General features: G+C 72.3%; 13 protein-coding genes. 7 read left to right on the top strand and 6 right to left on the bottom strand.

The features are described from left to right. Positions 1–253 precede the first annotated feature (253 nt). The 3 genes from BU197_RS29750 to BU197_RS29740 all read left to right on the top strand — a co-directional run bounded on the left by BU197_RS29750 (position 254) and on the right by BU197_RS29740 (position 1911). Positions 254–751, top strand: a complete 498-nt coding sequence (locus BU197_RS29750) for a helix-turn-helix domain-containing protein (protein ID WP_188271422.1) — start codon at positions 254–256, stop codon at positions 749–751. Positions 752–791: 40 nt separating this feature from the next. Further along, the gene (locus tag BU197_RS29745) at positions 792–1427 is read left to right on the top strand and encodes a hypothetical protein (RefSeq protein ID WP_188271421.1); all 636 of its coding nucleotides are present in this window, start codon (positions 792–794) and stop codon (positions 1425–1427) included. 136 nt (positions 1428–1563) lie between these two features. Next, positions 1564–1911, top strand: coding sequence for a DUF2516 family protein (locus BU197_RS29740; RefSeq protein WP_188271420.1), 348 nt, complete (start codon positions 1564–1566; stop codon positions 1909–1911). Between the two features lie 139 nt (positions 1912–2050). On the opposite strand, the gene BU197_RS29735 is transcribed toward BU197_RS29740, so the two are convergent. The 3 genes from BU197_RS29735 to BU197_RS29725 form a co-directional block, all read right to left on the bottom strand. Continuing rightward, positions 2051–3271 (bottom strand): PP2C family protein-serine/threonine phosphatase, encoded by a 1221-nt coding sequence (locus BU197_RS29735; protein WP_223183613.1) that lies wholly within the window; start codon positions 3269–3271, stop codon positions 2051–2053. A 479-nt stretch (positions 3272–3750) separates the two neighbouring features. Further along, entirely contained in the window at positions 3751–4800 is a 1050-nt protein-coding gene (locus tag BU197_RS29730) for an NlpC/P60 family protein (RefSeq protein ID WP_188271418.1), read from the bottom strand. Positions 4801–5120: 320 nt separating this feature from the next. Beyond that, positions 5121–5915 carry a class I SAM-dependent methyltransferase gene (locus BU197_RS29725; RefSeq protein WP_188271417.1) on the bottom strand — a complete coding sequence of 265 codons (795 nt, stop codon included), beginning with the start codon at positions 5913–5915 and terminating at the stop codon, positions 5121–5123. A gap of 265 nt (positions 5916–6180) precedes the next feature. Here BU197_RS29725 and mshA point away from each other — a divergent pair, with 265 nt between their 5' ends. Both mshA and BU197_RS29715 read left to right on the top strand, forming a co-directional pair. Beyond that, on the top strand, positions 6181–7548 hold the full coding sequence (mshA, locus tag BU197_RS29720) for a D-inositol-3-phosphate glycosyltransferase (RefSeq protein ID WP_188271416.1): 1368 nt from the start codon (positions 6181–6183) through the stop codon (positions 7546–7548). Further along, positions 7541–8110, top strand: a complete 570-nt coding sequence (locus BU197_RS29715; RefSeq protein ID WP_223183585.1) for a YbjN domain-containing protein — start codon at positions 7541–7543, stop codon at positions 8108–8110. Before mshA ends, BU197_RS29715 begins: the two co-directional genes overlap by 8 nt. Before the next feature lie 80 nt (positions 8111–8190). Here BU197_RS29715 and BU197_RS29710 read toward each other — a convergent pair whose 3' ends face one another. Further along, complete coding sequence (locus tag BU197_RS29710) at positions 8191–9609, bottom strand: MDR family MFS transporter (protein WP_188271415.1); 1419 nt, start codon at positions 9607–9609, stop codon at positions 8191–8193. 126 nt (positions 9610–9735) lie between these two features. On the opposite strand from BU197_RS29710, the gene BU197_RS29705 reads away from it, so the two are divergent. Then, positions 9736–10497 (top strand): phosphoglyceromutase, encoded by a 762-nt coding sequence (locus BU197_RS29705; protein WP_188271414.1) that lies wholly within the window; start codon positions 9736–9738, stop codon positions 10495–10497. Positions 10498–10657: 160 nt separating this feature from the next. Beyond that, positions 10658–11158 carry a GNAT family N-acetyltransferase gene (locus tag BU197_RS29700; RefSeq protein WP_188271413.1) on the top strand — a complete coding sequence of 167 codons (501 nt, stop codon included), beginning with the start codon at positions 10658–10660 and terminating at the stop codon, positions 11156–11158. 158 nt (positions 11159–11316) lie between these two features. Here the strand turns inward: BU197_RS29700 and BU197_RS29695 are convergent, their stop codons facing one another. Then, on the bottom strand, positions 11317–11469 hold the full coding sequence (locus BU197_RS29695) for a hypothetical protein (RefSeq protein WP_188271412.1): 153 nt from the start codon (positions 11467–11469) through the stop codon (positions 11317–11319). A gap of 91 nt (positions 11470–11560) precedes the next feature. Beyond that, entirely contained in the window at positions 11561–12241 is a 681-nt protein-coding gene (gene phoU / locus BU197_RS29690; protein ID WP_188271411.1) for a phosphate signaling complex protein PhoU, read from the bottom strand. Between the last annotated feature and the right edge of the window lie 136 nt (positions 12242–12377).

Raw genomic sequence — 12377 nt, 5'->3', positions numbered from 1 at the left:
TGACATCGCCGGCCCCGGGGCCGAAGGCCTTCGCGCGGCACAACGCCGGACCATGACCGCTTGGTGCGTCGGCCGCCCGGGCCCCCTGTCGGCGACTGTTTCGCCGACCTGAGGGGCGCTGCTGAACCTTGCGTGACAGTCGCCCTGCTTGGCTGACAGCCATCGCGCTCGATCGCAGCCGCCCGGCCGCCCACAGCGCAACTCCTGCAAGCGCCTGCTTGCAATAGTTAGCAGCGGGTGGCATGGTCGAGGCATGGCATCGCTCAACGTCGGCAATCTCGGTGAGTACCTCCGTGAGCAGCGGAGGACCGCGCAGCTGTCCCTGCGGCAGCTCGCCGACGCCGCCGGGGTGTCGAATCCCTACCTGAGCCAGATCGAGCGGGGGCTGCGCAAGCCCAGCGCCGAGGTGCTCAAGGAGGTCGCCAAGGCCCTGCGGATCTCCGCCGAGACGCTGTACGTGCGGGCCGGCATCCTCGACGAGAAGGAACGGGACGAGCTGGAGACGCGCGCCGTCATCCTGGCCGATCCCTCGATCAACGAGCGCCAGAAGCAGGTGCTGCTCCAGATCTACGACTCCTTCCGCAAGGAGAACGCCGCCGACGCCGCCGAACGCGCTTCCGCCGGGACCACCCCTGCCGGGTCCGGTCCCGCCGAGACCGCGACCGAGACCGAGACCGAGCCCGTCTCCACCGAGACCGGTCCCGTCGGGGACGCGTCCGGTCGGGCCGATGCAGAACCACCTTTGGGCTAGCAGGACAGCTCGTACGTCACCTTCCGGGAGGATCACCAGCATGGCCATCATCGACGAACTGCGTACCCCCCTCTACTTCGCCGCCGGCACCGCCGACCTCGCCGTGCAGCAGGCCAGGAAGGTGCCCGGTCTGATCGAGCAGCTCGCCGCCGGGGCGCCCGCGCGGATCGACGCCGTACGGAACGCCGACCCGAAGGCCGTGCAGGAGAAGGTGACCGCGCAGGCCAAGGAGGCCCAGGCCACCGTCCAGTCCAAGCTGGCCGACGTCGTCGGCGTCCTCGACACGGACCTCAAGAAGCTGGGCGAGACCGCCCAGGACCTCGCCCTGCGCGGGGTCGGCGTCGCCGCCGAGTACGCCGTCAAGGCGCGCGAGAAGTACGAGGAAGTCGCCGCCCACGGCGAGGAGACCGTCAAGGCCTGGCGCGGCGAGCCCGCCGAGGAGTTCACCGAGATCACCGTGGTCGTCGAGCCGGAGGAAGCCGAGCCGGTGGCCGAACCGGTGGCGGAGACCGCGGCCGAGCCGGTGGCGGAGCCCAAGGCCGTGGAAGAGCCCCGGATCGTGGAAGCGGTGAAGGTGGCCGAAGAGTCGCCTTCCACCGCGTCGCAGAACGGCTCCCGACCGTCCACCGCCGGTACCGAGTGGCTCCAGAACGGGCCCGGCGCCGGTGCGGAGTAATACCGGGCCGGTTCCCGTACGTCCGGCGCCGGTGCGGAGCTGCCCCAGGCGCCAAACCGGGTATCCGGTGCGTGAAAACGGGTACCTTGGCGGCGAGGCGCTCTTCCCCTCTTTTCTTTCCTAGGCGGTGCTCGACATGTTGCGCGCGGGATTCGATTCCCTTCTCTCCCTGGTGATCTTCTTCGTCTTCACCGGCTTTGCCCTCGCCGCGCTCGTCTTCGCCGCGTTGGCCCGCGAGGACGCCTACCGTGCCGCCGAGAAGCAGACCAAGAAGTTCTGGCTGATCATTCTGGGCGTCAACCTCGCTCTGAACCTGCTGCTCCCGATGCTGTTCCTCCAGATCGCGGGGCTCATCGCGGCCATCGTCTTCATGGTGGACGTCCGGCCCGCGCTCGCGCAGGTCTCGGGCGGCGGCCGGGGCGGACGCCGGGGCGGCGGTTCCAGCAGCGACGGGCCGTACGGCCCGTACAACGGCGGGCGCTGAACGGCCGGCGCCCCAGGCCGTCGGGCGCCGTCGGCTACCAGACCTTCGGCGGTTTACGGTTCCCGCCACAGGGCATGCGGTACGCCCCCGCCGGGAGCGGTGGGCCGGTAGCGGAGCACACGGGCAGGGCCCGGAGAGTTCATCCCCGGGCCTTGCGCCTTTCCAACGCCAGCACGGCCACGTCGTCCGTCAGCTCCCCGCCGTTCAGCGACCGGACCTCCGTCACCGCCGCTTCGAGCAGCTCCTCGCCGCGCAGTCCCGCCGAGAGCTGCCGGTCGATCATGCCGACCATCCCGTCCTGGCCCAGCCTCGGCGAACCGGGGCCCGCCGAGCGGCCCTCGATCAGGCCGTCCGTGTACATCAGCAGGCTCCACGTCCCGCCCAGCTCGACCTGTCGCCGGGGCCAGCGGGCGCGCGGCAGCAGCCCGAGGGCCGGACCGCCGTCCTCGTACGGGAGCAGCCGCGCGGCCTTGCCCCGCCGGGCGATCAGCGGTGCCGGGTGCCCGGCCAGGCACAGGCCCGCCCGGCGCCCGTCGGGTGCGATGTCGACGGTGCAGAGCGTCGCGAAGATCTCCTCGCTCTCCCGCTCGTGCTCCAGGACCCGCTGCATCGTCGACAGCAGCTCGTCCCCGCACAGACCCGCGAAGGTCAGGGCCCGCCAGGCGATCCGCAGCTCGACGCCGAGGGCCGCCTCGTCGGGCCCGTGACCGCAGACGTCGCCGATCATGGCGTGCACGGTGCCGTCCGGCGTACGGACCACGTCGTAGAAGTCGCCGCCGAGCAGCGCCCGCGAGCGCCCCGGCCGGTAGTGCGCGGCGAACCGCAGATCGGAGCCGTCGAGCAGGGGCGTGGGGAGCAGCCCGCGTTCCAGACGCGCGTTCTCCTGCGCCCTGAGGCGCGATTCGGCCAGCTTCACCTGCACGGCGTCGGCCCGCTTGCGCTCGACCGCGTACCGGATGGCCCGGGTCAGCAGCCGCCCGTCGAGTTCCTCGCGGAAGAGGTGGTCCTGCGCCCCGACCCGTACGGCCTCGGAGGCCAGCTCCGCGTCCGCCGAGGCGGCCAGCGCGAGGACGGCGTGGCGCGGGGCCAGACGCAGGATGTGCCGCAGCGGGGCGAGCGGATCGTCGCCCGCGGCGGCGCGGGGGCCCGGCAGGGAGAGGTCGACGAGGACGCAGTGGACGTCGTCGGTGAGGAGCCGCTCGGCCTCGGTGAGGTTGCGGGCGGTCCGGATGCGGACCCGGGTGCCGCCGGAACCGGCCGCGTCGAGCAGCTCGGGTACGGCGAGGGCACCCGCCGGGTCGTCCTCGACGACCAGGAGGGTGAGATCGGTGCGGTCGGTGCCGGTGACTGTGCCTGTCATAACGGTGGCGTCCAGGGCGGTGGCGTCCATAGGGGTGACGTCGCCGGGATCCGCGACGGCAGAGACGTTTCTCTGACGCGGTACGGGTGCGGGCATCGGTCCGGGTTTCCTTTCCCTCCCCCCGAGGGTGCGCGGAACGCCGACCGGCGCCCCGCCCGTCCCGGACCCTAGCGGTAGGGCGGTCCGCAGCGGAACGGCGACCATCGGCCACCCGTCCGCGCGGGGCTTGGCATATGCCGCGGAAAGGGAGGTACCTGCCCCGGCACGGGGTCCCCGACACCTCGGGACCAATGAGAAAGGTCACGCCCCTCTCCCACCGGGGGTCGGGCCCGTAGGGGCGATCCCGTACGCCTCCGGTCAGGGCCCGTACGCCCCCGTACGTCCCCGGAGCCGGACCCGTACGTCCCCGGAACCGGCCCCCGTACGTCCCCGGGCCCAGCCCCGTACGACCTCCGTCTCACCCCGGTCCCACTCCTGCCTCACCCCGGTCGTACGACCCCGAGGATCTCCATCGAGCCCGCGCCCGCCAGGGTCACGTTCCGGCCCGGTCGGGGGGCGTGGACGATCGTGCCGTCGCCGACGTACATCCCGATGTGGCTCGCGTCCTTGAAGTAGACGATCAGGTCACCCGGGCGCATGTCCTCGATCGCCACGTGCGGCAGCAGTCGCCACTGCTCCTGCGAGGTGCGCGGGATCGGCCGGCCCGCCGTGACCCAGGCCAGCTGGGTCAGACCCGAGCAGTCGTACGTGGACGGGCCCTCCGCCCCCCACTCGTACGGCTTGCCGATCTGCGCCGTCGCGAACGCGATCGCCCTCTTCGCCTCGGGGGTCGTGTCCGCCTTCAGCCCGGCGAGGACGCCCGTGCCGACCCAGGTGGCCTGGGCCTGGCGCTGCGCCAGCTCCTCCAGGCGCCGCAGCCGCTCGCGCTCCTCGGCCGCCAGCTCGGACTCCAGCTTCTTCGCCTCGGTGATCCTGCCGTTGATCTCGGTCCTGGCGCGGGCCTGCTTGACCCGGTGGGCCTCCAGCTTGGTCCAGTTCTCGCCGGCTTCCTCGGCGTACAGGTCCAGCTGTGCCTGGGTGCGGGTCATGTCGCCGAGGAGGTCGTTGGTGGCCTTCGCCCCGGCCTTGAGGCGTCCGGCGTTGTCGAGGAAGAGCTGCGGATCGTTGGTGAGGACGAGCTGCGCGCCCTCGGGCAGTCCGCCGTTGCGGTACTGGGCGCGGGCGGCGGCACCGGCCTTGGCCTTGAGGTCCTCGATCTTCTCGCGGCCCTCGACGATCATCCGGGCGACCCGGACCAGCTCGGATGACTGCTCCTTGCTGCGCTCCTCGGCGAGGTTGTACGCGTCGGTGGCGGCGGCGGCCTGCCGGTAGAGGCCGTCGATCTCCTGGCGTACCTCCTCCAGGCTCTTCTTCGGCGGCGGCGGCGGGAGGGGCGCGGCGGAGGCCTGGAGGGTCAGCGCGGGCGAGGCCAGCACGGTCAGGGCGCAGATCACGGTCATCGCGGCGGTGGCGTGGCGGCGTCGGTTCACGAGCTTCCCCCTCTGTCGAGCCGAACTCGGGTACGTAGCGAATCTGATATACCGTCAGTAACTCGCCGGTAACCTTGGCGATAGTGCCACGCGGGGCCGGAAAGCGACAGGGGAAACCATGTCCTGACAGGCCCATTCTCAACACGAGTGACGAGAGATACGGGCGGGGCGTTCCCGGCGTACGGGAAATTCAGCGGGAGTTGGGGCGGGGCCGGGGATTCCGCTTCATCCAGGATGCCGACCGCACCGAATCCGGACCCGCCGCCCGGGTCCCGGTTCCCCGGCTTGCCGGTTCCGGGCCCGCCGTTCGGGGTCTCCGCTCACCCGCGAGGCGCCAGCGCCTCCCAACGGACCGTCACCTCGCCCTGGCGCCACCGCCGGGGACCGTCCGTCAGGGGCCAGTCCGCCGCCAGGTCGCGGACCGCGCGGATCCACCGCTGCCGTGCGCCGAGCGAGACGTACGGAGCCGCCGCCGCCCACGCCCGGTCGAAGTCCCGGAGGAAGGCGTGGACCGGTTCGCCGGGGACGTTGCGATGGATGAGCGCCTTCGGCAGCCGCTCCGCCAGGTCCGAGGGGCGGTCGAGCGAACCGAGCCGGGTCGCGAAGGTCACCGTCAGCGGCCCGGTGGCGTCGAGCGCGACCCAGACGTGCCGGCGCCCGATCTCGTCACAGGTGCCCTCGACGAGCAGCCCGCCGGGTGCGAGCCGCCCGCACAGACGCCGCCAGACGGCCGCGACCTGCTCCTCGTCGTACTGGCGCAGCACGTTCGCCGCCCGGATCAGCGAGACGGGGCCGGGCACGGGCACCTCGAAGCCGCCGTGCAGGAAGGAGAGCCCGTCGTGTTCGTACGGCTTCGCCGCCTCGACGCGGGCGGGCTCGATCTCGATGCCGTAGAGACGGGTGCGGGGCTCGGCGGTGCGCAGCCGGGCGAGGAGTTCGACGGCGGTCCAGGGGGCGGCGCCGTAACCGAGGTCGACGGCGATCGGCGGCTCGGGGGAGCGGCGCAGTGCGGGCCCGTGGACGGCGGCGATCCAGCGGTCCATACGGCGCAGCCGATTGGGGTTGGTGGTCCCACGGGTCGGGGTGCCGACGGGGCGGGTGGTGCGCGGGGCCATGGCAAGAGCGTACGGGGTGGGGGAGGGGGAGACGTGGGGAGCGGGGGCAGGGCGAGCAGGGGGATCGGGGGAGCGGAGTGAGGGGGTGGGGGTGTGGCGACTCGGGCATAAGGTGCAAGCACCTGCCCACCCGCCCCGGGTAATGACTTGGCAAAGTGCCGTCACCAGCGGAAATGAAAGCCCGCGTGACGGCGTTGTCGGGGCCGGAGGGCGTCATCGTCCTGCCTCTGTCATGCCCGACGCCCCCAGCGGAAGGACCGCCGACGTGAGCCAGTACGTGTCCCGGTTCGCCGGCACCCGGCACCGGCACCCGGCACCGGCCAGGCTCCGGCTGCCCGGCCGGAACCGCACCCCGCGCCGCGTGGCCATGCTCAGCGTCCACACCTCCCCGCTGCACCAGCCGGGCACGGGCGACGCGGGCGGCATGAACGTCTACATCGTCGAGCTGGCGAAGCGGCTCGCCGCCATCGACATCGAGGTCGAGATCTTCACCCGGGCCACCACCGGCGGCCTCCCCCCGGTGGTCGAGCTGACCCCCGGCGTCCTCGTCCGGCACGTCGACGCGGGCCCGTACGAGGGACTGGCCAAGGAGGAGCTGCCCGCCCAGCTCTGCGCCTTCACGCACGGCGTGATGCAGGCCTGGGCGGGTCACCACCCCGGCTACTACGACCTCGTCCACTCCCACTACTGGCTCTCCGGCCACGTCGGCTGGCTCGCCGCCGAACGCTGGGGCGTCCCCCTGGTCCACGCCATGCACACCATGGCGAAGGTCAAGAACGCGGCGCTCGCCGAGGGCGACACGCCCGAGCCCGCCGCGCGGGTGATCGGCGAGACGCAGATCGTCTCGGCCGCCGACCGGCTGATCGCCAACACGGCGGAGGAAGCCGACGAGCTGGCCCGCTTCTACGAGGCCGACCCCGGCAAGATCGCGGTCGTCCACCCGGGCGTCAACCTCGACCGCTTCCGCCCCGCCGACGGCCGCGCCGCCGCCCGCGCCCGGCTCGGGCTGCCGCAGGACGCGTTCATACCGGTCTTCGCCGGGCGGATCCAGCCGCTGAAGGCCCCCGACATCCTGCTGCGCGCCGCCGCGCTCCTGGTCGACCAGGACCCGTCGCTGCGCTCGCGCATGGTGGTGCCGGTGGTCGGCGGCCCCTCCGGCAGCGGCCTCGCGAAGCCCGAGGGGTTGCAGAAGCTGGCCGCCCGGCTCGGCATCGCGGACCTCGTGCGCTTCCACCCGCCGGTGGGCCAGGACCGGCTCGCCGACTGGTTCCGCGCGGCGAGCGTCCTCGTCATGCCCTCGTACAGCGAGTCCTTCGGCCTGGTCGCGGTCGAGGCGCAGGCGGCCGGCACCCCGGTCGTGGCGGCCTCGGTCGGCGGTCTTCCGGTGGCCGTACGGGACGAGGAGACGGGCTTCCTGGTCCGGGGGCACGACCCGGCGGACTACGCCCGCGCGCTCGGCCGTCTGGTGGCCGACCCCGCGCTGTCGGCCCGGATGGGCGCGGCGGCGGCGGTGCACGCGGGCTCGTTCGGCTGGGACAGGGCGGCGGCGGCGACGGCCGATGTGTACACGGCTGCCGTGCAGGAGCACCGCCAGCGGGAGACCCGGCGTCGCGTACGCTCCCACCATGGCTGAGGACGTGGACGGAGACCTGGACGGGGACCTGAGCGGGGACGTGGACGGGGAGCCGGACGGGACCCCGGGCGGAGACGTACGGCGGACCATCGAGTCCGCCTTCCGGGACGCGGAGCTGGAGTGGGAGTCGCCCGAGCCCGGCGCGTACGTCGTCAAGCTCCCCGGCACCCGCAAGCTCTTCACGACGCTGTCGCTGCGCGCCGGCCGCCACTCGCTCTCCCTGAACGCCTTCGTCATCCGCCACCCCGACGAGAACGAGGCCGGCGTCCACCGCTGGCTGCTCGAACGGAACCTCAAGCTGTACGGGGTCGGGTACGCGATCGACAGCCTCGGGGACATCTACCTCGCGGGCAGACTGCCGCTCTCCGCCGCCACGCCCGAGGAGCTGGACCGGCTGCTCGGCTCGGTCCTCGAAGCGGCGGACGGCGACTTCAACACGCTCCTTGAGCTGGGGTTCGCGTCGGCGATCCGGCGGGAGTACGAGTGGCGGGTCGCGCGCGGCGAGTCGACCCGGAACCTCGACGCGTTCAAGAACCTGACGAGCAGGCCCGCGGCGACCTGACGGGCGGAGCGCTCGTCGGGTCGCGGCGGGCCCGCGCGTACGGCTGTCGGCCTCCCTCCCGGCGCAGAGGTCGGGAGGGGTCAGGTGCCGACGGTGGTGCCGACGGCCTTGGCGGCACCGGAGGAGGCGGCGGTGGCCGCACCAGTGGCGACGGCCGCATCGGCGGAGCCGGCGGCGGTCTCTCCGGCGGTCTCCCCGGCGATCCCCTCCCCGGACGGCTCGGCAGGGGCCCCGGGCGTTTCGGCCGGGTCCTCCCCGAGCGCGCGCCGCAGCCGCAGGGAGTAGCCGACGGCGGCGGCGACGCCGATCGCGGCGGTCACGGCCCACAGGACGTCGGGACCGGGCCCGTCGACGATCGCACCGGCACCGATCGGGGCGACGAAACCGGCCACGGCCCAGGACATGCCCATGACGCCCTGGTAGCGGCCCCGGGCGTGCGCGGGGGCCAGCCGGGCGGTGGCGGCGGCGTTGGTCGGGATGTGGATCATCTCGCCGACGGTCCACACGATGACGGTCGCGGCGAAGGCGACGGAGGATCCCGCGAGGGCGGTGGCGCCCGTGCCGACGGCGAAGAGCAGCGAGGACAGGCTCAGCAGGAGGACCGGCGAACGCTTCTCGGTCAGCCTGTTGACGATCAGCTGGAAGCCGACGATCACGATGCCGTTGACGGCGATGACGGGGCCGTACGAGGAGGGGGAGAGGCCCTCGTCCGCCATGGTCAGCGGCAGACCGATCCAGGGGGCGGTGAAGACCAGGCAGACGAGGAGGTTGAGCAGCACCAGGGTGCGGAAGGGGGCGTCCCGCAGCACGGTGAGCATGCCGACCTTCTCCACGGCGACCGGGGCGCCCGCCGGGTCGGTCCCGGCCCCGGTTCCCGCCCCGGTCCCCGCCCCGGTCCCCGCCTCGGGACGGGTCTCCGGGAGGCGGAGGAAGACGATGAGGGCGCACAGGACGGTGGCGACGGCCTCGACGAGGAAGAGGGTGCGGTAGCCGAGGGCGATCGCGGCGCCGCCGCCGATGGAGGCGATGGCGAAGCCGAGGTTGATGGCCCAGTAGTTGAGGGAGTACGCCCGGCGCACGTCGTGGGCGGGGACCATGTCCGCGATCGTGGCGTTGATGGCGGGACGGACCGCCTGCATGGCGACGCCCATGAGGAGGACGACGACGGCGATGGCCCAGGCGCTGGTGACGACGGAGAGGGCGGCGGCGCAGGCGGCGCCCCCGAGATGGGTCGCGACCATGGTGGGGCGGCGGCCCCAGCGGTCGGTGAGGGTGCCGCCGAGCGGGGAGCCGACGACGCCGCCGAGACCGTGCAGGGCGACGACGAGCCCGGCGAACCAGGCCGAGTGGCCGAGTTCGAGCGTCAGATAGAGGGAGAGGAAAGTCAGGACGAAGGCCCCGGTCCGGTTGACCAAGGTCGACAGCCAGAGCCACCAGAACCCGGGCGGAAGTCCCGAGACCGTCGCACGGGCTGATCTTCTGAGCGAGTCGATGGACATGTGTGGCAGGCCCCTTGAAATATGTAAGTCCCACTGACGGCAGTCGTAACTTACGTATCTCAGGTGCCGGACGCCACCGGATTGACGACGCGCGTCAATCGTCCGAGGTCGATTAGGCTCGGGCGCATGGCCGACGCACCGTACAAGCTGATCCTCCTCCGCCACGGCGAGAGCGAGTGGAACGAGAAGAATCTGTTCACCGGTTGGGTGGACGTGAACCTCACCGCGAAGGGTGAGAAGGAGGCGACGCGCGGCGGCGAGCTGCTCAAGGACGCCGGTCTGCTCCCCGACGTCCTGCACACCTCCCTCCAGAAGCGCGCCATCCGCACCGCCCAGCTCGCGCTGGAGTCCGCGGACCGCCACTGGATCCCGGTCCACCGCTCCTGGCGCCTCAACGAGCGTCACTACGGCGCCCTCCAGGGCAAGGACAAGGCCCAGACGCTCGCCGAGTTCGGCGAGGAGCAGTTCATGCTGTGGCGCCGCTCGTACGACACCCCGCCGCCGGCGCTCGCCGACGACAGCGAGTTCTCGCAGGCGAACGACGCCCGTTACGCGACCATCCCGCCGGAGCTGCGCCCGCGCACCGAGTGCCTGAAGGACGTCGTGGAGCGCATGCTCCCGTACTGGTACGACGCCATCGTCCCGGACCTCCTCACCGGCCGCACGGTCCTGGTCGCCGCCCACGGCAACAGCCTCCGCGCCCTGGTCAAGCACCTCGACGGCGTCTCGGACGCGGACATCGCGGGCCTCAACATCCCCACGGGCATCCCGCTCTCGTACGAACTCGACGAGAACTTCAAGCCCCTCAACCCCGGCGGCACCTACCTCGACCCGGAGGCCGCGGCGGCGGCCATCGAGGCGGTCAAGAACCAGGGCAAGAAGAAGTAGCAGTACGAGAAGCAAGAGAAGTACGAGTAGTACGACAGGGCGTCAGGACCGGCACGGTTCCTGGCGCCCTGTCATGTGCCCGTATCCCGGCGGAGCCCCGAACCCTGCCGGTCCGATAATCACCAGGCGCCGGCCCTCTCAGGCCACTACCGTCCTCGCCATGACCGCACCCCCGTCCCGCACCGGGCTCCGGCTGGAGAAGATCACCCCCGCGAACGTCGACGCGGCCCTCGCGCTGCGCGTCCACGCGCACCAGGAGCGGAACGTGGCCCCCGTCGCCACCTCGCTCGCCGAGGCGTACGCCTTCGGAGAGGCCGCCTGGCCGAGGCTGATCGTCGACGGCGACCGGCCCGTCGGCTTCCTGATGGCCTTCCTCGACCTGCCCTGGGACGAGGAGCGGGACCCCGCCGACCGGCGCAGCGGTCTCTGGCGGCTCAACATCTCCGCCGACGCCCAGGGCAGGGGATACGGCGGCTTCGCCGTCGCCGCCGTACGCGAGGAACTGCGGCGGCGCGGTGCCGACCGGCTGTACGTCACCTGGCATCCCGGCGAGGACGGCCCCGGCGCCTTCTACCGCCGGCTCGGATTCCGTACGACCGGGGAGGTCAGCGGTGACCAGACCGTCGGCGTGATCGACACGACGGACCCGCAGGACGGATAGAAGGGCCTGCGCGACGGATAAACGGATAAAGGGCCCCGCTGGACGGATAAAGGGACCTGCGGGACGGGCAGAGGGACCCGCAGGACGGACAGGCGGGAGGGGCGGGGCGCGATATCGCTGGTCGCGTCCCGCCCCTCCCTCCCGGGGTGTCGCTCGGGTCAGCCCGAGCAGCCGCCGCACTGGCACGGCGAGCCCGACTGGCAGCCGCAGCCGCAGCCCGAGCCGCAGCCGCAGTTGCCCAGGACGGTCAGGTGCGCCGCGTCGCGCGGCGCCTCCACCGGGGATTCGGTCATCGTGGGGGAATCGGCCATGGGGGTCCCTCCCTTTTCGAGGCGCACGTCGCCTCTCCCCATTGGAACCCGCCCGGACCGGCGCATCAACGGCGCATCGGAGCCCGTGGGCCTACGCGCCTTCCACCGGCGCGTCCGCCGCCTGGAGCTCGTCCGCGTGCTCACCCGTCACCAGGTACACGACCCGCTTCGCCACCGACACCGCGTGGTCCGCGAACCGCTCGTAGTACCGGCCGAGCAGCGTCACGTCGACCGCCGTCTCGATGCCGTGCCGCCAGCGGTCGTCCATCAGGTGCTGGAACAGCGTCCGGTGCAGCAGGTCCATCTCGTCGTCGTCCTGCTCCAGCTGAAGCGCCAGATCGACGTCCTTGGTGATGATGACCTCCGCCGCCTTCGCCATCAGGCGCTGCGCCAGCTGCCCCATCTCCAGGATGGTCGCGTGCAGGTCCCGGGGCACCGCCGTGGCGGGGAACCGCAGCCGCGCCAGCTTCGCCACGTGCTGCGCCAGGTCGCCCGAGCGCTCCAGGTCGGCGCTCATGCGCAGCGAGGTCACCACGATCCGAAGATCCGTCGCCACCGGCTGCTGCCGCGCGAGCAGCGCTATGGCCCGCGCCTCCAGGTCGTGCTGGAGGTCGTCGACCTTCTGGTCGGCGGCGATCACGCTCTCCGCGAGCTTCAGATCCGCGTCGAGCATCGCCGTCGTGGCGCGCCCGATCGCCGACCCGACGAGTCGGGCCATTTCGACCAGGCCCTCGCCGATCGAGTCAAGTTCCTCGTGGTACGCGTCCCGCATGGATGTCCCTCTCTCCGCAGTGCTCCGGGGTCCGGGTGGGGCTTAGGACCCACGCTCCCACGTTCGGGCCCGTACGCGTCCGGTTCCACCCCCTCACATGAACCACCTCTTTCCCCAAGGTGAACTCTGGGCGACG

It is taken from the genome of Streptomyces sp. CBMA291 (assembly GCF_014596525.1).
Lineage (GTDB): Bacteria > Actinomycetota > Actinomycetes > Streptomycetales > Streptomycetaceae > Streptomyces.
This window is presented reverse-complemented; position numbering and strand designations above follow the sequence as displayed.

Bases quoted from the DNA above. Each gene is read 5' to 3' on its own strand.
- BU197_RS29750 (WP_188271422.1), top strand. From the start codon at position 254: ATGGCATCGCTCAACGTCGGCAATCTCGGTGAGTACCTCCGTGAGCAG.
- BU197_RS29745 (WP_188271421.1), top strand. From the start codon at position 792: ATGGCCATCATCGACGAACTGCGTACCCCCCTCTACTTCGCCGCCGGC.
- BU197_RS29740 (WP_188271420.1), top strand. From the start codon at position 1,564: ATGTTGCGCGCGGGATTCGATTCCCTTCTCTCCCTGGTGATCTTCTTC.
- BU197_RS29735 (WP_223183613.1), bottom strand. From the start codon at position 3,271: ATGACAGGCACAGTCACCGGCACCGACCGCACCGATCTCACCCTCCTG.
- BU197_RS29725 (WP_188271417.1), bottom strand. From the start codon at position 5,915: ATGGCCCCGCGCACCACCCGCCCCGTCGGCACCCCGACCCGTGGGACC.
- BU197_RS29715 (WP_223183585.1), top strand. From the start codon at position 7,541: ATGGCTGAGGACGTGGACGGAGACCTGGACGGGGACCTGAGCGGGGAC.
- BU197_RS29710 (WP_188271415.1), bottom strand. From the start codon at position 9,609: ATGTCCATCGACTCGCTCAGAAGATCAGCCCGTGCGACGGTCTCGGGA.
- BU197_RS29705 (WP_188271414.1), top strand. From the start codon at position 9,736: ATGGCCGACGCACCGTACAAGCTGATCCTCCTCCGCCACGGCGAGAGC.
- BU197_RS29700 (WP_188271413.1), top strand. From the start codon at position 10,658: ATGACCGCACCCCCGTCCCGCACCGGGCTCCGGCTGGAGAAGATCACC.
- BU197_RS29695 (WP_188271412.1), bottom strand. From the start codon at position 11,469: ATGGCCGATTCCCCCACGATGACCGAATCCCCGGTGGAGGCGCCGCGC.
- phoU (WP_188271411.1), bottom strand. From the start codon at position 12,241: ATGCGGGACGCGTACCACGAGGAACTTGACTCGATCGGCGAGGGCCTG.